The sequence below is a fragment of the Acinetobacter silvestris genome, assembly GCF_002135235.1.
Classification (GTDB): Bacteria; Pseudomonadota; Gammaproteobacteria; order Pseudomonadales; family Moraxellaceae; genus Acinetobacter; species Acinetobacter silvestris.
In genome coordinates, this window is sequence record NZ_NEGB01000006.1 from 139,788 (window position 1) to 160,455 (window position 20,668).

Here is a 20,668-nt window from a genome sequence, read left to right on the forward strand (position 1 = left end):
ATTATTTTGTGCCTAAACTCTAGCACTACTTTCAAAAATTATGTCTACTCGTGACAACTTTATTTATAGGCCACCACAAGAACCACTGTCTATCGTTTATGAAGATGATGACTTGGTGGTGATCGATAAACCTGCTGGTCTATTGTCTGTGCCTGGGCGATTGCCTGAACATCATGATAGTGCTTATTATCGAGTTTTAGCACAATATCCAAATGCTAAAATTACCCATCGTTTGGATATGGCGACTTCTGGTATTTTGATGTTTGCGAAGCATCGTGATGCAGAAGTGGCAGTCAGTAAAATGTTCCAAGCACGCATCGTAAGGAAAAATTATATTGCACTGGTGCAAGGCAAATTACAAGCAGAGGGCAGTGTGGATGTGCCGTTGATCACAGATTGGGAAAATCGTCCTCGGCAAATGGTACATTTTGAATTGGGTAAGCCAGCTAAAACTTTATATGAGGCACTTTCATATAACGAGTTTGAAGATATTACCCGGGTTTTATTGACTCCTATTACGGGGCGTTCGCATCAGCTACGGGTACATATGCAATATATTGGTCATCCGATTACGGGCGATCAGTTCTATCATCCTGAGTATCAAAAAACGCCATTAAAGCGGATGGCCTTACATGCGAGTTATTTGGCTTTTAAACAACCATTGAGTGGTTTAGATGTGGAGATTCAAGGAAATCTACCTTTTTAATCACTTAACCGCGTTGGCTAGGTTAATATACTCACGATATTGATTGAAAATAGCATGTATTGCTGCGGAATAATGAAATGAGCTTACAGATTAAACGTTTATATAGTATTGGTACTAAAGGGAAAGCAAAAGATAAAATTTTTGAAGCGAAAAGAAACTCGTTGGAAAAATTTGTATTGAATGTAAAACAAGCAGCCGATTTAGAAAATCCAACGGATAAAGCTGTAAAGAAAGTATTTGTTGATAGTTTAGATGAAGCGTACGCTTTGTTAAGTCAAGACGGATATTTCCTTAATTTAACCAGTTCAGATGGGCAACGTGCTTTATGTGAGTTGAATAAAGTTAAAGTCGAATATACTTTAATATAATTAAACTATACGAAATTGATCTCCAAACTGAAACAAAACTCAGCTAAGCTGCCTTCTATGGTATAAAGCAAGAAAGATCATAAGGAATTTCCCATGACACGTAATTTTGAACAATTCCCAGATGATGACAACGGGAACGTACTTTGGCAAATGGCTGAAGATGGTGATGACCTTGCTGAAGCACATGAAATTGAGTTTTCACTTGCATTCCAAAGTGAAGAGCTTGCTGAAAAATGTGCACTTTATCTCTTAAAAGAAGAACAAAAAATCAGCTTGTTTGAAGATGAAGAATCAGATATCAATGAATGGATCATTACCATTTATATCTACATGGAGCCTGAATATTCAGACATCGTAGATCTAGAAGAATGGTTCACGAAAATTGCAGAACAACATGGCGGTGAATACGACGGTTGGGGTTGTATGGCATATGTCTATGATGATGAAGACATTGAAGAAGAATAATTAATTTTTATTCAATGGAATTCGAAAGCATGTCAAACGGCATGCTTTTTTATTGCTCGAAATTTTAAGTTTGAATATACAAACAAATACATAAAAAAATAAAGACGGAAGTACACTATAACCTTCGAAAAATAATAAATTTGATGGAAAAGACATGAGCAATACCATAACGCTGCATCGTATATTCAGTGCGCCACCTGAACGAGTATATCGGGCTTTTTTAGACCCAGATGCTTTAGTTAAATGGATGGCACCCCATGGTTTTACTGCTAAAGTCCATCACTTAAATGCTCAAGAAGGTGGCACTTACAAAATGTCATTCAGTAATTTTTCAACGGGTTCAACTCATACTTTTGGTGGTACTTATCTTGAACTGATTCCCAATCAACGGATTCGTTATACGGACCAATTTGATGATCCAAATTTCGCGGGTCAAATTGAAATGACCATTGAGCTTAAAGCGGTTTTGGTGGGAACGGAAGTCAATATTACCCAATCGGGTTTGCCCGATGTAATTCCCGTTGAAGCTTGTTACTTAGGTTGGCAGGAATCTTTACAGTTATTGGCATTATTGGTTAATCCGACAATTCCAGATCAATAAAATGTGATATTTTTATAAAATTTCATTTATTTATATCTATTTAATTGATATTTAAGCGTTAAATTTATAATAAAGAGGGTGATAACGAATGAAAAATGCAGCACAAATTCTAAGATTGGAGCGGAAAGCTCGAGCGGCAATGCTATCTACATATCAGAATGATACTGAGGAAAATGCAGTTCGTTTATATGCGACTCATCATTTAGAAGAAATTGAATCCGATTATTGGGTTAAGAACTTGGGTACTACAACGCCTCAGCCTTTACAGGTTTTAAACATGCTAGAACTGAGTCCAAATCTGGATTGGACGCTAGAAGCGGATGAAATTTATCGGATTGATTTCACACTGCCAGATGAAGTGACACAATATGTTTTGTGTGTAGAGTTGGATCATGATGAGAGCGTGATTGGGATTTCAATGGAAAGTTAATCGATATTAAGAATAGATAAAAATATGAATATTTATATGAAACGTATTTATACCGCAGCCGCTGAAAAGGATGGTAAGCGTATTTTAGTTGATCGCCTGTGGCCACGTGGTATTAAAAAAGAAGATGCCAAAATAGATCTATGGGCCAAGGAGATTACCCCGTCGAATGCGTTGCGCAAGTGGTACCATGAAGATATGGAGTCACGTTGGGATGAGTTTCAACAACGTTATAAAATGGAATTGGCGATACATACGAGCAAAGTTGAAGAGCTTCGAACGCTTGCAAAGTTGCAAGATATTACCTTAATTACTGCGGCCAAGAATGAAGCACATAATCATGTGATTGTACTTAAACAGGTATTGGAAGCGGATGAGATTTAAAGTTCTGATTCATGCCCTAAGCAAATGGACTTAAATGTGAAAAATAAAAGTCTTATAAAAAATATGGCTTTTAACGTCATGAAAAAAATATAAAAATGCTATAGTGAATGTTTAGTTTTACTTATTTTTGAGGTTTTTATGTCTTTACCCAATTGCCCTAAATGCCACTCTGAATATACTTATGCCGATGGTGATTTACTGATTTGTCCAGAATGTTCGCATGAGTGGAAAGAAAGTGAAAGCAATGCTGAAGAAGTCACAATTATTAAAGACTCAAATGGCAATATCCTCAGCGATGGTGATACGGTGACGGTTATTAAAGATTTGAAAATTAAAGGTTCTTCATCTGTAGTGAAAGTGGGTACCAAAGCAAAAAATATTCGCTTATTGCCAGACGCGAGTGATGGTCACGATATTGATTGTAAAGTAGATGGTTTTGGCGCCATGAAGCTTAAATCTGAATTTGTAAAAAAAGCTTAGTTTTTAAAATTTTATTCGTTGTCCTGAATCTAAGACTTGGATTGAGGGCAACTTTTTGCGATTTATTTATTTTTAGTAATAACATATACAAAAGACTTAAAAAAATAGGCTTTTGAAACCGTTTAAAGTCATTTATATTTTATAACTGAAGCGTAAATTTTATTCATAACAACGCTATATATCAACAAGAATGGAAAATAAAGAGAGGTTTGAATATGTCAGGCAGCTATGAAATTAGTAAAGCAAAAGATGGGCAATATCGTTTCGTTTTAAAAGCAGGAAATGGTGAAATCATTCTGACCAGTGAATTGTATAAAGCCAAAGCCTCTGCCCACAATGGAATTGAGTCAGTTCAGAAAAATAGTCTAGACGATGTACACTATGAGCGTTTAGAAGCAAAAAATGGCAAGCCATATTTTAATTTGAAAGCTGCCAATCATCAAATTATTGGCACGAGCCAACTCTATTCAAGTGAGGCGGCACGGGATCATGGCATTGAATCGGTGAAGAGCAATGGGTCTACAGATAAAATTAAAGATTTAAGCATAGAAGCCTAATTTAAAGAGGTACTTAAAAGCATGTGTAAACATGCTTTTTTATGTTCTGGAATACACTTTTCTAGAGCAGCAAATAGAAGGTTCATCAAATAAAATTGGATGAATTATATTAAAAGATGAAAGCGATAATTATTTGAAGGATAGTGGAGGGTAAATGAATAAAGTTAAAATAGGATTTAGTCTCTGTATTTTAGTCTGTATAGCGCTATTCTTTGCTTCACCTTATTGGATGCTTTATCAAATTAACCAAGCCATAGAACAAAACCAAGCGGGTGAAATATCGGAATATATTGATTTTCCAAGTGTCAGGGCGAGTTTAAAACCTCAAGTGAATATGCTGCTCAGACAAAAGCTTGGCATAGAACATCCAGATCATCCTTTGGAAGTGTATGCGACACAATTGACTGATCATTTTTCTGAACAAGTGGTTGATGTGGCTGTTACATCACAAAGTATTGTATTGCTGATGCAAGGCAAACAGCTGAAAGAGTCGATTAAACTGCCCAAATTTGACCGCTATAACAAAGTCTATAATTTACTTTTTAATCCAACTCATTCGCAAAAGATGATTGCTAATGAAACTACAGCTACAGAACCTTTGAATACAAAAAATCAAGTGGATCAGCCCCAATATCAGGCTCATTATCTGTCATTAAATACCTTTGAAGTGATTGTGCCAACCACTAATGTTCAACAAACTCGATTTATTTTCCAACGTCATTTTTTACAGTGGAAATTGACCAAAATTGACTTAGGGTATTGATTTTTTTAAAGACTAAATGGCTTTTGTATGTTTACAAAAATAACGTTTTGTAATAGAAAGATACAATAACTTAATTAACATTAATGTTTTAAAGTGATAAATTCATCACATAAAAATAAATGAAGGTTCATATCATGTCTATTCAGATTGATGAGAATACTAAAGTTGCTCAAGAAGTCCTGCACCAAATTGAACTATGGGATCAAGCCGTGGTGGGTAAACATATCGAAAATTTAGTGAATCAATGTGCGAATGATGTGAGTATGTTTGATGTCAGCTCGCAGCTTGAAGGTGTTGAGGCATATAAAACAGAATGGGATAAACTCAGCCCTTATTTTAATGAAAATATGCATATTAGCAGACGCGACATTAAACTCTATACCTCCGAAGAATTAGCGGTTTTACATTGTTATTCTAAAGTTGAAAATACGGCATTGAAAGCTAAATTACAGATGCCTTGGTGTAGGACCACCTTATGTCTACAAAAGAAAAATGGACAATGGCGTGTGGTACATCAACATATTTCTATGCCAATTAATATGATGACAGGTAAAGCAGTGATGTTAAAAGTGAAGCCAAAACTTAGATTGGTCGTCTAAATGTTGAATTAAAAAGCCTTGTAATGACAAGGTTTTTTTATGAGAAAAATGAAGACTGTATTTAAAATAAATAGGAATCACTTGTTTATATTTTTGATTTTTGAAAAAATCCAATTAATAGAATAAAGAATATCAAAATCATGTCCAATCCTTTTTTTGCACAGCAAGAATGGCTCAAACCTTTATCTCCTCGAAACCCACATGAACCTCACCGCGTTGCAACATCATTAGAACTGCTCTTTGATTTAATTTTTGTGGTCGCGATTGCAACGGCAGGACAGCAATTACATCACAGTCTGATTGAAAATCACATTGCTGCGGGGCTGAGTAATTATCTGATGGTGTTCTTTGCACTGTGGTGGGCTTGGATGAATTTCACTTGGTTTGCATCGGCTTATGATAATGATGATGCGTTCTATCGAATTATGACCTTTGTACAAATTATCGGGTCATTGGTGATTGCAGCGGGGATTCCAGCAGTTTTTCATACGCATGATTTTGATGTGATTATCATTGGTTATGTGATTATGCGACTTGGATTAGTGACACAATGGTTACGAGTCGCAAAAAATGATCCTGAACGAAGATCAACGGCATTACGTTATGCATCCGGAATTATTGTTGTGCAAATGGCTTGGTTGCTGATGCATTTTACCCCAATACAATTTTCAGCTTATTTATTTGGCTTATTGGTCATTGCCGAATTAATCGTTCCTATATGGGCTGAGTCACATAGGATGACACCATGGCATCCCCATCATATTGCGGAACGTTATGCTTTACTTACGATTATTGTATTAGGCGAGTCTATTGTTGGAAGTTATGCGGCTATTGCCGATGCCTTGCAAAATCAACTGTTTAGTACAGAGTTATTGTTCCTCATGATAGGCGGATTAGCGATCATGTTTACCATGTGGTGGGCTTATTTTGATCATGAAGTTGCTGAACGTTTAAATAGTCGAAAACGTGCTTTTACTTGGGGATATGGACATTTCTTTATCTTTATCAGTGTTGCTGCTATGGGTGCCAGTCTGGCCGCTTCAGTCGATGTTGCTGTGGGGCATGCGAAAATATCGGATCAGCTTGCGGGTTACTTAGTTGCAATCCCTTTGGTTATTTATACCGCTACATTATGGATATTGCATGAAGCCCATCATTTACGTGGTATAAAAAAATGGTTGTATCCACTCACAACAATTATTGTGTTGTGTATTCCAATGTTTGCAGTTGATATTGGTTATAGCGTCTGTGCTATGGCTGTGGTTTATGCATTACGGTTGATTTTTTCCAAATGTTATTTAGCACGTTAAATTAGGGCTTTATATGGGATTCCATGATTTATATCGTCTGAGTTCGCATGCTGTCATTCGCAATACTCATGGGCAGATTTTGTTGCTTAAAGCAACATATACCGATTGTGCATGGGGCTTACCTGGTGGTGGGCTAGATATTGGGGAAACCATGCATGAGGCTTTGTTGCGCGAGTGTCGAGAAGAAATAGGCTGTGATATCCATATTGATTACTTATCTGGTGTGTATTTTCATTCGGCAGTGACTTCACATGTCTTTATTTTTCGTTGTCACTTGAATGCAAATGCGCAAATAAAATTAAGTACCGAGCATTCCGCATATCAATGGTTTGATGTGGAGGAGCTTTCGATAATTCAGAAAATTCGGGTTGAGGATTGTTTAAATTTTGATGGGCATGTTATCAGTCGTCATTTTTAGACATTGAAAATTAAGTTTGGGTTTTTTGAAAGACAAAGTTTTGAAGTCATTTAAGTTATTTGCTTTAAAATAAATTTTATTCGATGAAATACGCTCTATCTTTAAAAATGCTGTAAATAAAAAAGCCTTTGAATGTTATCAATCAAAGGCGTTATTTGTACTTAAACTATTTACTTTGAAATTTTAGTTTTTCGATAATTTCATCTAGCCTTTTCAGACGCTTAATTTCATCCCATAAAGCTTTGGCTTCAGGATAGTGCTTGGACATCATGCCCACCCATTGTTTATAACGTCCCACCATATTAATTTCTTTTTTATAGGGACCACTTAAAAAACGTACTTGAAGGACTAGAAGTTCATCCCATGTAATCAGTGGCTCATCTATATTTTGACGAATACATTGGGTTAAATCGGGGGTTGTTACTGCACCACGACCAATCATTAAATCGTCACAACCAGACTCTAAACGACATTGTTTAGCATCGGCATTGGTCCAAATCTCACCATTGGCAATCACATTAATGTTCAGTGCTTCACGAATGGGTTGTAGTTGATCCCAAAAAGCGGGTGGGGTATAACCTTCGGCTTTGGTTCGCGCATGTACGGTGACCCATGCCGCCCCAGCATCTTGAATGGCATGCGCATTTTCTAAGGTAAAGTTCCGATCCATATAGCCTAAACGCATTTTTGCTGAAACAGGAATATGAGATGGTACTGCATCACGAACGGCCTTGATCAGTTGATGCACCACTTCAGGCTCATCTAATAAAACAGAACCACCCCGATGGCGGTTGACAGTTTTCGCAGGGCAGCCAAAGTTCATGTCAATTGCGGGTGCACCCAACTCTACTGCTCTAACCGCATTAGCAGCCAACATCTCAGGATTGTTGCCTAAAAGCTGTAAATGTACTGGTATACCAGCAGTCGTTTTACCATCATTTAATAATTCAGGGCAGTAGTTATGGTACACATGATCGGGAAGTACTGCATCTGTGACACGAATAAACTCGGTGACGCACCAATCAAAGCTACCGACATGTGTGAGTACGTCACGCATGATTGGGTCGGTTAAGCCTTCCATAGGTGCGAGAATGAGTTTCAATGTGACGTACCGAATGAGAGAAAAACTGCGTTATACGCATTTTGTAGAATATTGTCTAGTTTTTAAATGCTTTTCAATTTAATCATGAAAAAGGTAGATTTAAAGAAAAGGATTAAAACTAGCGATGTAAGATCATCTCTAAAACAAACTTGCTACCAATAAAACCAATGGCCAATAAAAAGAAGCCAAGCAGGGTAAAGCGAATCGCTTTTTGCCCGCGCCAACCAAATTTACAATGACCGATAAGCAATGCACCATATACAAACCATGAAACAATACTAAATGCTGTTTTATGGGCTAAATGCTGGGCAAAGAAATTATCAATAGTAAAAAATCCGAAACCTAAAGCCAGCGTGAGCAGTACAAATCCAGTAATTAAGATATCAAATAAGAGCGACTCCATGGCTTGAAGTGGAGGTAAGAAGTTGAACCAGATTCGATTTTTTTGTTTTTTCTTGAGTTCACGGTTTTGAAACCAGAGCAGTACAGCGTGAATGGTTGCCATCAGTAACACAGCATAGGCAGATAAAGACAGAATAATGTGAATGTCTAGGCCGATAGAATGTTGTTCTATGAATTGATTCGCTTTACTAAAACTAAAACCTAAAATGAGCCCTAGTGCTGCAACAGGGATTCCAATCAGATTTAAAGAGGCGACAGGTCGATAAGTACTATATAGCAGACTTAGTAACAGCATTAAGGCCGATGTAAATGACATTAAATTAAATACATCATAGTTAATGCCCTGTGGCGTAACCATGTCGATATATAATACACTTGCGTGTAAAATCAGCCCTAAACTTGAAATGACAGCAATAAACCACGGGTTTGACGGACGCTTAGACATTAAGTGCATAAATAAATACCAAAAAGAAGTGGTATAGGCAATTAATGCTAAAATCGTGTAAACCAAGGGCAGGCTAATCATGTCAAACCTTTTTCAGGATGATGAATATTCATGTTATGAGATATAAATTCCATGCGAACTAAAGTATCCTATAGCATCTTATGCATAAATTTTCTATTTTAAGAAAGATTTTTTTGCAACAACCATTTTAAGCGGATTTTGCAATGTTTGATACCTTAACAGAACGACTCACGCAGAGTTTAAGAAATGTTACTGGCTCAGGGCAACTGACCGAAGACAATATTAAAGATACCCTACGTGAAGTACGTATGGCACTGCTTGAAGCCGATGTTGCTTTGCCTGTAACTCGTGAGTTTATCGCGAAAGTTAAGGAAGAGGCATTGGGTCAAGAAGTCATGACTCAGCTTTCACCTGGGCAAGCGTTTGTAAAAATCGTCCATGACGAACTCACCAAAATGATGGGTGAGGCGAATGAAAGTCTAGATTTAGCGGCGAAACCACCAGTGGTGATTCTGCTTGCAGGTTTACAAGGTGCAGGTAAAACCACGACTGCAGCTAAACTGGCACGCTTCTTAAAAGAACGTCAAAAGAAAAAAGTAGCGATGGTTTCTGCCGACGTTTATCGTCCTGCGGCAATTAAACAGTTACAAACTGTGTCAGGCGAAGTCGGTGCTATTTTCTTAGAATCGAGTGCTGATGAAAAGCCGATTACGATTGTTAATCGTGCCATTGAACAAGCCAAAATTCAGTTTGCTGATGTCTTAATTGTCGATACCGCTGGTCGTTTACATGTCGATGAAGACATGATGGACGAAATTAAAGCATTACATGCTGCGATTAATCCGACTGAAACATTGTTCGTGGTTGATGCCATGACCGGGCAGGATGCGGCCAATACGGCTAAAGCATTTAATGATGCTTTGCCATTAACGGGTGTCATCCTAACTAAAACGGATGGTGATGCCCGAGGTGGTGCAGCACTTTCAGTGCGTGCGATTACTGGTAAGCCAATTAAATTCTTAGGCATGGGTGAAAAACTCGATGCTTTAGAGCCATTCCATCCTGAGCGTATAGCACAACGTATTTTAGGCATGGGTGATGTACTTTCTTTAGTCGAAGAAGTTGAACGTAAAATCGACAAAGAAAAAGCTGAAAAAATGGCGAAAAAATTGCAAAAAGGCGGGAGCTTCAATTTTGAAGACATGCTGATGCAGTTTGAACAAATGAATAATATGGGCGGCATGATGGGCTTCTTAGATAAGTTGCCTGGCATGAGTAACTCAGGAATTCAAGATGCGATTGCACAAGCGAATCCTGAAAAACAAGTGAAAAAAATGGAAGCGATTATTCAATCGATGACCATTAAAGAGCGCCGTAATCCAGATTTAATGAATCCTAGTCGCAAAAAACGTATCGCAGCGGGTTGTGGTATGGAAGTGACGGAAGTAAATAAACTCATCAAACAACATAGCCAAATGGCGAAAATGATGAAAAAATTTGCGAATCCATCGGGTATGGCAAAAATGATGCGTTCACTCAGTGGCATGCAAAAACAATTCGGCGGTGGTGGCGGTATGGGACCATTGTTCGGTGGCAATGATAAGAAGTAATCACTTCTATTGTTGACTCAAAAAAAGATGCGTTAATCGCATCTTTTTTATATCTGAATGATTTTGATGACTAAATTATTTTAGTTTTAATCAAAATTATATATTTTGATTTTTAATATAAAGTTGTAAACCTTTGAGCAACAAATCAGGTTCAATATTTGGACTAAATTCTGGCAAAAATTTGGCAAATAATGGTGCATCACCGCCAGTCAGAATCAATTGGCGAGGAGACTGTTGCATGACCTGACGTATGGTACTGACTAAACCTAAAAAAATTCCATGATGTACCGCGTCAATAGTATTTCGTCCAGGATTTAGTTCAGAAAAAGCCACATCGGGGATTTTAATACCTTTGGTATTTTGAATCAGCGAATCTCTTTGTAAATAAAGATTAGGCAAAATATAGCCACCTAAGTGCTGTAAGCCTGCTGTTAAATCGATAGTTAATGCAGTACCACAACTAATGATACATAAATTTTGCTCAGTATTAGCAACGGCCAAAACTTGCAGCCAACGATCAATACCAAGTTGTTCAACGTGGTCATAACCACAAATTAAGCCTGAATATTCGGCATGAACTTTGGCAAACGTTACTGGAATAGCCAGCAAACATAAAATTTGAACAATACGATCATTATTTTTTTGATCTTGAACGGAAGAAATACCGACACGATGTAAATTTAAACTTTTAAAATGTTGAATCAAGCCAAGCAGAAGATCAGCAGGAGATTGCAAATGCATTTCTGCAGCATGTTCCAAAACTCTGCCATTTTCAGTGATCCAATATTTAAGCCGCGTATTGCCAATATCCAGCCATAATTCTTTCATTTCAATACCTTAGATCTTTTATCTGATGATCATGTTAATTTGCTAAACGTAGACGTCCTTGGTAGACATTCACTAAACCTTGAGCGGTCTGTAAGTTAACAGAACCATCATCTGCAATACCTTTGAACAAACCTTCGGTGGAACCATTGATTTGTTCAAAATGAACCTTTTGATCCATAAACGCGGCATAGTGATTAAAGCGTGCAGCTAAATTATAACAGCCATGATCAAACCATTGGCCTGCTTGTTGGATCGCTAGATATATTTCACTAATCATTTGAATACGATTGGGATATTCCACCCCTAATTGCATAACGGAAGTGGTTTGCTGATCAATCGGATGATGTTGTAAAGGCATTAAATTGATACCAATTCCAACAATAGCTTGAGTTGGTGAAATTGGTTCCACCAAAATCCCTCCCCATTTTCCATGTGGGCTATATAGGTCATTTGGCCATTTAATTTGCAAATTATTCAGTGTCTTGAGGCTCGAAATTTGTAGTACATTGAGCGCAATTTCTAATGCTAAACGACCATCTAAGGCTGTTCGTGTTTCGAGCAATGTGCTTAAATAAATATTACCAACGGGTGAGACCCAGGTACGTTGGTGTTGACCTCTTCCTTGGGTCTGCATTTCACTACAGACTAAAATAGTCTTCACACCATTGTGTGCAATTTCTCGCACATCATCATTGGTTGAAGTGGTACTTTGTTTCAGCAACAGTACTTCGGGAAGTTGCTGTGCATTGGTCAATAATTGTCGAAGATGACGAGTCTCTAAATCCATATTGAATCTGAGAAAATGGGGAACATTTGTGGAGTTAATCATATATTTAGCTATTGGTGCAATCGCTGGATTTGCAGCAGGGCTATTTGGTGTCGGTGGTGGATTAATTATTATTCCCATTTTATATGTGGTTTTTACCCATATGGGCTATGATCCAGCGGTTATTATGCATCTGGCATTGGGGACTTCACTCGCGACAATTATTGTGACATCCATTAGTTCTGTAACCGCACATCATAAAAAAGGGGCCGTGTTATGGCCTGTGTTTAAAAATCTTGCACCAGGTTTAGTGATTGGTTCTTTTATCGGAGCGGGAATTGCGGGTGTCCTTTCAGGTCCAAATTTACAATTGATTATTGGCGTATTTGCCCTCTGGGTTGCCTTCAAAATGTTTAAAGGCGCGCATGTTCCAGTAGATGAATCTAAGCATTTACCAAAAGCGTCTATGCAAATGCTAGTGGGTGGCGGGATTGGGATCGCATCAGCAATTTTTGGAATTGGCGGGGGGAGTTTGACCGTTCCTTATTTGAATAAAAATGGTGTGGTTATGCAAAAAGCTGTTGCAACTTCAGCAGCTTGTGGCTTACCTATTGCAATAGCTGGTGCAATAGGCTTTATGTTTTTCGGTGCTCAAGAACATGTTGAAATTAAACATGCCATTGGTTACGTACATATTTATGCTTTTATTGGTATTAGTGTCATGAGTTTTATTACCGCGAAACTAGGTGCAAAAGTGGCACATATATTATCGGCTGCGATGTTAAAAAAATGTTTTGCATGTTTATTAACGACGATTGGTCTTTATTTTATTTATCAGGGAATTATCAATTAAAATATCGATGTACTCTATTTTGTAAAGTAGCAAAATTGACATAAAATCTTAAAAATTGTCTGACAATGACATAGTCAAGCCGTGTGCTGATCAGTTAAAAACATAAATAATGATCAGATCACGGTCACAATAAAAAACAAGACAGGATATCTATGCAATTGGATGAAGTGGAGAGCCTATCCGAACAAATCGCCAAACAGATCAGTGAGCAGATTATCAGTGGTGAGTTGGTCGAAGGTGAGAGGATACAAGAATTACGAATAGCGAAAGAGCTAGATGTAAGCCGAGGATCTGTGCGTGAAGCACTGTTATTATTAGAACGTACCCATCTGATTGAAATCTATCCACGGCGTGGTGCGATTGTTTCGGAAATGTCTGCACAACAAGTTCGGGCTTTATTTGATACGAGTGCTTTGTTTTTAGGGCAAATCGTGCAGCGCATGAGTGAAACATGGCGCAATCATGAAGCGGAAGCCTTACAACAGCTACTTAGTTTTTTGAGTGAACAAGTTAAACAAGGCAATACCGAAAAATTTTATGATGCAATTTTTCATTTTTTATCGGAACAGCAAGATATGGTGGCAAATTCATATTTGATGAAATTTTATCAAGAATTACTGCCTTCTATTCGTCGTAGTTATTTTTTAACCTTAAATACCTCACGTCGTGAGCTGCAAGAAGCTCTAGAATTGATAAAACTGGTGATTGATGCAATTTTAATCCGAAAATCACAACAAGCTACTTTATTTATGGAAGATTTTTGTCGACACTTGCGTAATCTCGTGTTGGAATCACTAACACGAATGAAACAAATTGAATTAGCTTGGGCGCGTAGATCGCGTCGGTAATTAGGACATTATGCGATTAAGCAGCTTAAAACTTTCTGGCTTTAAATCATTTGCCGATAGTACAACATTACAATTTAAACAAAACCGTACCGCAGTGGTTGGGCCAAACGGTTGTGGGAAGTCGAATGTCATCGATGCTATACGTTGGGTCATGGGGGAGTCTAGCGCGCGACAATTGCGTGGTGGCAGCATGCAGGATGTTATTTTCACAGGGACAGTAAAGCGAAAACCTGTGGGTATGGCTAGTGTCGAGTTACGCTTTGAAAATACCTATGGCAAGTTGGGTGGCGCATATAAGGCCTATACAGAGCTCGCTGTACGTCGCCAAGTAACCCGCGATGGAAAGTCAGAATATTTTCTCAATGGGACTAAATGCCGTCGTCGTGATATTACGGATATCTTTTTAGGTACTGGTTTAGGGCCGCGTTCATACGCAATTATTGAACAAGGCATGATTAACCGTTTGGTCGATGCCAAACCAGAAGAAATGCGGGTCTTTATTGAAGAGGCTGCGGGTGTATCACGTTACCAAGCCCGTCGTCGTGAAACACTGCAACATTTAGAACATACTTCGCAAAATTTGGAACGTTTGCAAGATATTGCATCTGAACTGAAATCTCAATTGAAGACCTTGAAACGTCAGTCTGAAACAGCAGTTCAGTATAAAACCTTAGAAACTGAAATTCGGACGCTTAAAATTGAATTTTTATCTTTCCAATGTGAGCAAAGTAGTCGCTTACAGGAAGAATATAGCATTCAGATGACAGAGCTAGGTGAACATTTCAAACTGGTTCGTTCGGATATGACAACCTTGGAACATGATCTAAGCTCAACCAGTGAATTGTTTCAACGTTTGATTCAACAATCCACACCTTTACAAAATGAATGGCAGCAGGCAGAGAAAAAGTTGTCTGAATTACAGATGACCTTGCAACAAAAGCAGACTTTATTTCAGCAAAATACAGAAATGCTTGGTCAGCTTGCACAACAAAAAAATCAAACCAAAGAGCGTATTCAGTTAATAGATGTGCAATTGGAAACATTGCAGAGTCAGCTCGAACAGCAAACAGATTCATTAAGAAATACTGAAGCAGATATTCAACAACGAAATAAAATTCTGACGGATATAAAATTACAGCAACAGCAGGCTCTGCAACAGTTTGAACACATTAAAATTCAAGTTGAAAAGCAACAACAGCAAAAAGCCCAAATGCAAGTTCAGCTTGAACAGCTGACTAAGAATATCGCTCGGATTGAACAGCAAAAAGAAACTTTAAAAATGCAAGCTGAACAGATTCAACAGCAATTTCAGCAAGATGATGTTGGGCAACTGCAACAAGATCAAGCCAAAGTACTGCATGAAATTGCTCAGCTTGAGCAGAAAATGGAGATTTCAAAAAGCCAATTGGCATTGGCTCAGGAACAGATTGCTCAACAGAATATGCTGGTTTCAGCATTAAAATCTGAAATTAAAATTTTGCAATCTGAACAAAAAAACTTAAATCAACTCATGGCAAAAAGTGCAGTTAAGACAGATGCCAATACTGTGAAATTGTTGCATGTGTTGCAATTGAATTCACTCGGCAAAGTACATGCCCATTTAGTTGAAATATTTTTAGCTAAGTGGTTGGCTGCTAATGTGCTTGATGAAGTAGCGGAATTTGATGATAGCCTTGCTCGACAATTAAAAATAACCACGAATATTACCAAGGTGCCAATTGAAGGTTTAAGCTGCCTGACAGATTGGATCGAATCGCCGCAATCTTCTTTGTGGAATCAGGTGGCGATTGCAGAAAGTTTGTCACAAGCACTGACCTTACAGTCTCAGCTTCAAGTCGGACAATCTATTTTGTGTTTGGATGGTTATCAGGTCGGCCCAGATTGGGTCATCGGATTATTCTTTGATGAAGCCAGTCAAGCTGCGCAAGGCGCATTGAGTCATCGAATTCGTTTAGAGGAAATTGAAAATTCACTTGTAGCTTTAAGTTCGAAGCTGATTGATGCAGAAGCTCAACTGCCAAATCTACAAAATAACTTTGCTGACGTACAAGAAAGTTTACATGCCGATCAAGCGATATTAAAAACCCAACAAAGACAGTTACAGCAATTGGATCTTCAAATTGCTAAGCAGCAAACTGCAGCTCAGGCATTTGAAATGCAAAAGCTTCAGCTTAGTCATCAGCTACAACAGCTGAATGTTCAGCTGGAAGAGGATGCGATGCAAAAGGATGATGTTGAAATTGACATGCATGCCTTAATATTGAAACTAGAGCAGAATTTACCCGAATACAAAACTTGGCAATATAAATTGGATGCGTTAAATGAACAGGTTGATGAGCAACAACAACAGTTCATATTAAAGCAACATGATGTGGAAGCGGCTCGACGTTTAACGCTAGATAATCAACAACAAGTTGAGTTGTTGGAAAAAGACTTAACCTTTATGCAGGCACAATATCAGCAAATATTGAGCCAAATGGAGCAAGTGAAGAAATTTGTAGATCCAGTTGAAGTTGAATTACCAGGTTTAAAGTCGCAATATGTTGAACAACAACAACAGACTGAAAAGCTCCAAAAAACGTGGAGTGAATGGCAAGTCGAATTGAACAGTGTTCAAGCGAAACAACAACAACTCACGGAAATGCGTCATTTGCATCAACAGAATGATGAGCAATTACGCAGTAAACTTGAAGAGCAACGTTTGGCTTGGCAGGCGGCTAAATCAGACTTACAACATTATTCAGACCAACTCAAAGCATTAAATAGTGATGTGAAATCTGACTTAGTAATTGACTTGGCCAGTCATCAGCAAAAAATTGATCAAGCACAACAACAATTTGAAAAATTAGGTGCTGTGAATTTGGTGGCTTCACAAGAATATTTAGAAGTATCGCAACGTTTTGAAGAGTTGAGTCATCAGATTCAAGACCTAGAAAATACGGTAGGGCAATTAAAGGATGCAATGAAGAGCATTGATCAGGAAACCAAAAAACTGTTTATGAGTACTTTTGATCAGGTCAATGTAGAATTGCAAAATTTATTTCCGAAGGTGTTTGAAGGTGGCGAAGCCAGTTTAAGTCTTGAAGACGACTGGCAATCGGGTGTAAAACTTATGGCTCGTCCACCAGGGAAACGCAATAGTTCATTAGCGTTACTTTCAGGTGGAGAAAAAGCATTAACAGCGCTGGCTTTAGTTTTTGCCATCTTTCGATTAAATCCAGCACCATTTTGTGTATTGGATGAAGTCGATGCCCCTTTAGATGATGCTAATGTTGGACGTTTTTGCAATTTAGTAAAAGAATTATCTGAACAAGTACAATTTATTTATATTACCCATAATAAAGTTGCAATGACGATGGCTACAGATTTATTAGGTGTTACCATGCCTGAACCAGGTACATCAAAATTCGTCACTGTGAATTTAGAAGAGGCAAGAGAGTACGGTCTAACCGCGGAGTCTTAGTATGGAAATCACCACAATTATTGGAATTGTTGTTGCAGTCATTATTATTCTGGTTGGCTTAAGAATGGTCATGAGAAAGTCAAATGATGCAGCACCTTCATTAGAGTCAGAACTACATGTTAATTCAGACAGTAATCTGCCTGTGATTCCGCGACATGTTCGTGATCAATTACAATCAGACACTGAAACAGTTAAAACCACACAACGTGTAGAGCCTAATTTCAACTCGTTGGCATCAGCAGAGTCTGTGGAAGACTCAAAAGACAGTCAAAGAACTAGAGAAACATTTATCGCGCAAGCTGCTGTTGTGGCTGAAACAGCATCAACAACACTTTTAGATTCTCAGGCAGGTTCAAGTGTTGAAAAAGAACAACAAAATGTTGAAGCGGTTTCTGCTGAAGAGATGAGTGTTCAAACAGAAACGAGTGTAGATGTTAAGCTTGAGAAAAAAGAGGCAGAATTTAGTCTGAACTCAACGATTGAGACGGCTGAAATTAAAGAGTTTGATGAAGAAAGTAGTATTTTAGATGTGCATTTACATGAGCAACAACGTTTTGATGATGAATGTTCTTTGGCGAATGCTGAAAGTTTAATTGCATTAAATGTCTATCCAAACCCACGCAAGGCATTATCTGGTGATAAAACTTTAAAGGTTTTACTGAAGTACGGCCTACGCTATGGCGAAATGTCATGTTTCCATCGTTATGAAAATATTGAAGAAGCCAGTCCACTCATGTTTTCAGTTTTGCGTTTGACTGACGAGGGGCCAGCAGGTTTTGATTTAGAAACATTGTCTGTCGAACAAGTTCAAGGTTTGGCATTTTTCTTAGCTTTACCGCATGCAGATGTGCAAAAAGGTTTTGATACCATGGTCAGTATTGCGGGGCTGATTGCGCGTGAAATTGATGGTACGGTTTATGATGAAAATAATTTGGAATTTACACCGCAACTGAAAGAACATTGGCGTCATAAAGCCATTGATTTCCGTTCTGGACAAGAAGTTTAAATGCTGAATCAAAATTGATTTATAATGAATTGAAATAATCTTGGGCGGAATTTTCCGCCCTTTTATATGGTGAAAATATATGGAACACACTGCTGTAGTGGCGCAAATGCGTCAACTTATTCAACTGTTGGCACAGCATAATCATGCGTATTATGTGATGGATCAGCCGATGATTGCAGACAGTGAATATGACCAACTATTTCATCAACTCAAGGCATTAGAACAACAGTATCCTGAACTGATTCAGTCAGACTCACCCACTGATAAAGTTGGTGGAGCACCTTTATCAAAATTTGAAAATATTACCCATACAGTACCGATGTTGTCATTGGGCAATGTATTTAATCAAGAAGATCTATTTGCTTTTGCACGTCGTATAGAAGAACGTTTACCCAATCAAAAAATCCAATACGATGTGGAGTTGAAATTTGATGGTCTAGCGATTTCTTTATGGTATGAAAATGGTATTTTGATTCGTGGCGTAACACGTGGAGATGGTGAAACAGGCGAGCTGATTACTCAAAATGTCAAAACCATACGGAATTTACCTAAAGTCCTATCATCTGATCAAGTTCTAGTTCCTCAACTGCTTGAGGTTCGTGGCGAGGTTTTAATACCTAAAGCGGGTTTCGAAAAGCTCAATGCCGACAATGAAGCCAAAGGTGAAAAAATATTTGCTAATCCGCGTAATGCGGCAGCGGGTAGCTTGCGTCAGCTTGATCCAAATGTTGCGGCTTCGCGGCCTTTGGCATTTTATGCTTATGGTATTGCGCAATGTGAACCTGATAATGGTTTAACATCCATGTCCGAAAGTTTGGAATGGCTGAATAATTTTGGCTTTGCTGTGGGCGAACGTCATTTTGTCTGTGATTCTATTCAAGAAGTTCAAGAAAAATATGAAAAAATCAATCAAGAACGACCTCATTTATCTGTAGAAATTGATGGAATGGTGGTTAAGGTTGATGATCTGAAACAGCAACAACAATTGGGTTTTTTGAGTCGAGAACCGCGTTGGGCAACAGCTTATAAGTTCCCAGCAGTTGCTGCTTTAACCACAGTAGAAAATATTGATTGGCAAGTGGGGCGTACAGGAACCTTAACGCCTGTGGCCCGTTTAAATCCTGTTGCGGTGGGTGGTGTTACGGTTTCCAATGTCACCTTACACAACATTGGTGAAATTCATCGTCTGGATGTGCGTGTCGGCGATACGGTGAGTGTGTATCGTAGCGGTGATGTCATTCCCAAGGTTGAAAAAGTTTGGCCTGAATTTCGTCCTGTCGATACGGTTGTTGTTCATCTTCCTGAAAACTGTCCAGTATGTTCATCGCCAGTGGTGATGCCTGAAGGTGAGGCTTTGGCACGTTGTTCGGGCGGCTTGTATTGTGCAGCGCAACGGATTGAAGCCATTCGTCATTTCGTTTCTCGTAAAGCACTGGATATTGAAGGTTTAGGAGATCGTTGGGTCGAGTCATTACTACATCTTAATTTACTTAAAGATGTTGCTGATATTTACCACCTACATGAACATCGTGAAGAATTATTGGGTATTGAAAAGATGGGCGAGAAGTCAGTTCAAAACCTTTTAGATGCAATTGAGAACAGTAAAAAAACCACGCTTGCCAGCTTTATTTATGCTTTAGGTATTCGTGGTGTAGGCGAGACAACTGCACGCATGCTTGCCAATACGTTCCAAACCTTGGATGCTTTACGTAATGCAGATATTGAGGCATTAAAGAAAACTCCGGATGTGGGAGAGATTACTGCGGAATGGGTTATTGATTTCTTTAAAGCTCCGCATAACCTAGAGGTGGTGGAGCGCTTGTTAGCAGCAGGCATTCATTGGGATGCACCTGTTGCATCAACCCGTCAACCTTTGAATGGTGAAAGTTGGGTGATTACTGGCACACTGAGCCAAATGGGGCGTGATGATGCAACCCAAATGCTACAAGCTTTGGGCGCACGAGTGAGTGGTAGTGTTTCAAGTAAAACGAAATGTGTAGTTGCTGGTGAAAAAGCTGGTTCTAAACTTGAAAAAGCTGAAAAATTAGGTATTCAAGTGATGAATGAAGTTGAGTTTTTAGCATTGATGGCAGAATATGGCCAAGGGCTCAATGAAGTATAAGTTTAAATAAGACGCATTGTTAGTAGTTACAAATTTTAAAATTTCTATTTTAACTCGAAAAATGCCTTTGTGAAATGAGTCAAATTTTGCAAAGGCTTATTTTATATGTGAAATTTTATTAAAT

General features: G+C 38.3%; 22 protein-coding genes. 18 read left to right on the top strand and 4 right to left on the bottom strand.

The window, feature by feature from the left end:
- The first annotated feature begins 40 nt into the window (after positions 1–40).
- The 12 genes from B9T28_RS11340 (at position 41) to B9T28_RS11395 (ending at position 7,078) form a co-directional block, all read left to right on the top strand.
- Positions 41–706 carry an RluA family pseudouridine synthase gene (locus B9T28_RS11340; RefSeq protein ID WP_086204098.1) on the top strand — a complete coding sequence of 222 codons (666 nt, stop codon included), beginning with the start codon at positions 41–43 and terminating at the stop codon, positions 704–706.
- A 77-nt stretch (positions 707–783) separates the two neighbouring features.
- Positions 784–1,074 carry a hypothetical protein gene (locus B9T28_RS11345; RefSeq protein ID WP_086204099.1) on the top strand — a complete coding sequence of 97 codons (291 nt, stop codon included), beginning with the start codon at positions 784–786 and terminating at the stop codon, positions 1,072–1,074.
- A gap of 93 nt (positions 1,075–1,167) precedes the next feature.
- A complete protein-coding gene (locus B9T28_RS11350) occupies positions 1,168–1,539 on the top strand; it encodes a ribonuclease E inhibitor RraB (RefSeq protein WP_086204100.1) in 372 nt (123 codons plus the stop codon).
- Positions 1,540–1,693: 154 nt separating this feature from the next.
- On the top strand, positions 1,694–2,140 hold the full coding sequence (locus tag B9T28_RS11355; protein WP_086204101.1) for an SRPBCC family protein: 447 nt from the start codon (positions 1,694–1,696) through the stop codon (positions 2,138–2,140).
- A gap of 88 nt (positions 2,141–2,228) precedes the next feature.
- Positions 2,229–2,570: a DUF2004 domain-containing protein gene (locus B9T28_RS11360; protein WP_086204102.1), complete on the top strand. Its 342-nt coding sequence runs from the start codon at positions 2,229–2,231 to the stop codon at positions 2,568–2,570.
- Positions 2,571–2,594: 24 nt separating this feature from the next.
- The gene (locus tag B9T28_RS11365; RefSeq protein ID WP_086204103.1) at positions 2,595–2,951 is read left to right on the top strand and encodes a DUF488 domain-containing protein; all 357 of its coding nucleotides are present in this window, start codon (positions 2,595–2,597) and stop codon (positions 2,949–2,951) included.
- Positions 2,952–3,089: 138 nt separating this feature from the next.
- Positions 3,090–3,431 carry a zinc ribbon domain-containing protein YjdM gene (locus tag B9T28_RS11370; RefSeq protein WP_086204104.1) on the top strand — a complete coding sequence of 114 codons (342 nt, stop codon included), beginning with the start codon at positions 3,090–3,092 and terminating at the stop codon, positions 3,429–3,431.
- A 215-nt stretch (positions 3,432–3,646) separates the two neighbouring features.
- The gene (locus B9T28_RS11375; RefSeq protein ID WP_086204105.1) at positions 3,647–3,988 is read left to right on the top strand and encodes a YegP family protein; all 342 of its coding nucleotides are present in this window, start codon (positions 3,647–3,649) and stop codon (positions 3,986–3,988) included.
- Positions 3,989–4,142: 154 nt separating this feature from the next.
- Positions 4,143–4,751, top strand: a complete 609-nt coding sequence (locus tag B9T28_RS11380) for a DUF2939 domain-containing protein (RefSeq protein WP_086204106.1) — start codon at positions 4,143–4,145, stop codon at positions 4,749–4,751.
- 134 nt (positions 4,752–4,885) lie between these two features.
- A complete protein-coding gene (locus tag B9T28_RS11385; RefSeq protein WP_086204107.1) occupies positions 4,886–5,350 on the top strand; it encodes a YybH family protein in 465 nt (154 codons plus the stop codon).
- 140 nt (positions 5,351–5,490) lie between these two features.
- Positions 5,491–6,660 carry a low temperature requirement protein A gene (locus B9T28_RS11390; protein WP_086204108.1) on the top strand — a complete coding sequence of 390 codons (1,170 nt, stop codon included), beginning with the start codon at positions 5,491–5,493 and terminating at the stop codon, positions 6,658–6,660.
- A 13-nt stretch (positions 6,661–6,673) separates the two neighbouring features.
- A complete protein-coding gene (locus tag B9T28_RS11395; RefSeq protein WP_086204109.1) occupies positions 6,674–7,078 on the top strand; it encodes an NUDIX hydrolase in 405 nt (134 codons plus the stop codon).
- Positions 7,079–7,244: 166 nt separating this feature from the next.
- Here B9T28_RS11395 and B9T28_RS11400 read toward each other — a convergent pair whose 3' ends face one another.
- Together B9T28_RS11400 and B9T28_RS11405 are read right to left on the bottom strand one after the other, a co-directional pair.
- Entirely contained in the window at positions 7,245–8,180 is a 936-nt protein-coding gene (locus B9T28_RS11400; protein ID WP_213032974.1) for a tRNA dihydrouridine synthase, read from the bottom strand.
- A gap of 118 nt (positions 8,181–8,298) precedes the next feature.
- Positions 8,299–9,108: a cytochrome C assembly family protein gene (locus B9T28_RS11405; protein ID WP_086204111.1), complete on the bottom strand. Its 810-nt coding sequence runs from the start codon at positions 9,106–9,108 to the stop codon at positions 8,299–8,301.
- A gap of 143 nt (positions 9,109–9,251) precedes the next feature.
- Here B9T28_RS11405 and ffh point away from each other — a divergent pair, with 143 nt between their 5' ends.
- Positions 9,252–10,658: a signal recognition particle protein gene (ffh, locus tag B9T28_RS11410; protein WP_086204112.1), complete on the top strand. Its 1,407-nt coding sequence runs from the start codon at positions 9,252–9,254 to the stop codon at positions 10,656–10,658.
- 96 nt (positions 10,659–10,754) lie between these two features.
- On the opposite strand, the gene B9T28_RS11415 is transcribed toward ffh, so the two are convergent.
- Together B9T28_RS11415 and B9T28_RS11420 are read right to left on the bottom strand one after the other, a co-directional pair.
- Complete coding sequence (locus tag B9T28_RS11415; RefSeq protein WP_086204113.1) at positions 10,755–11,486, bottom strand: type III pantothenate kinase; 732 nt, start codon at positions 11,484–11,486, stop codon at positions 10,755–10,757.
- 34 nt (positions 11,487–11,520) lie between these two features.
- Positions 11,521–12,273 carry a biotin--[acetyl-CoA-carboxylase] ligase gene (locus B9T28_RS11420; protein WP_086204114.1) on the bottom strand — a complete coding sequence of 251 codons (753 nt, stop codon included), beginning with the start codon at positions 12,271–12,273 and terminating at the stop codon, positions 11,521–11,523.
- A gap of 28 nt (positions 12,274–12,301) precedes the next feature.
- On the opposite strand from B9T28_RS11420, the gene B9T28_RS11425 reads away from it, so the two are divergent.
- The 5 genes from B9T28_RS11425 (at position 12,302) to ligA (ending at position 20,544) form a co-directional block, all read left to right on the top strand.
- Positions 12,302–13,105, top strand: a complete 804-nt coding sequence (locus B9T28_RS11425; RefSeq protein ID WP_086204115.1) for a sulfite exporter TauE/SafE family protein — start codon at positions 12,302–12,304, stop codon at positions 13,103–13,105.
- A 152-nt stretch (positions 13,106–13,257) separates the two neighbouring features.
- A complete protein-coding gene (locus tag B9T28_RS11430) occupies positions 13,258–13,953 on the top strand; it encodes a GntR family transcriptional regulator (protein ID WP_086204116.1) in 696 nt (231 codons plus the stop codon).
- A gap of 10 nt (positions 13,954–13,963) precedes the next feature.
- Positions 13,964–17,416, top strand: a complete 3,453-nt coding sequence (gene smc, locus B9T28_RS11435; RefSeq protein ID WP_086204117.1) for a chromosome segregation protein SMC — start codon at positions 13,964–13,966, stop codon at positions 17,414–17,416.
- A gap of 1 nt (position 17,417) precedes the next feature.
- Complete coding sequence (locus tag B9T28_RS11440; RefSeq protein WP_086204118.1) at positions 17,418–18,422, top strand: cell division protein ZipA C-terminal FtsZ-binding domain-containing protein; 1,005 nt, start codon at positions 17,418–17,420, stop codon at positions 18,420–18,422.
- A 79-nt stretch (positions 18,423–18,501) separates the two neighbouring features.
- Positions 18,502–20,544, top strand: coding sequence for an NAD-dependent DNA ligase LigA (gene ligA, locus B9T28_RS11445; protein ID WP_086204119.1), 2,043 nt, complete (start codon positions 18,502–18,504; stop codon positions 20,542–20,544).
- Positions 20,545–20,668 lie beyond the last annotated feature (124 nt).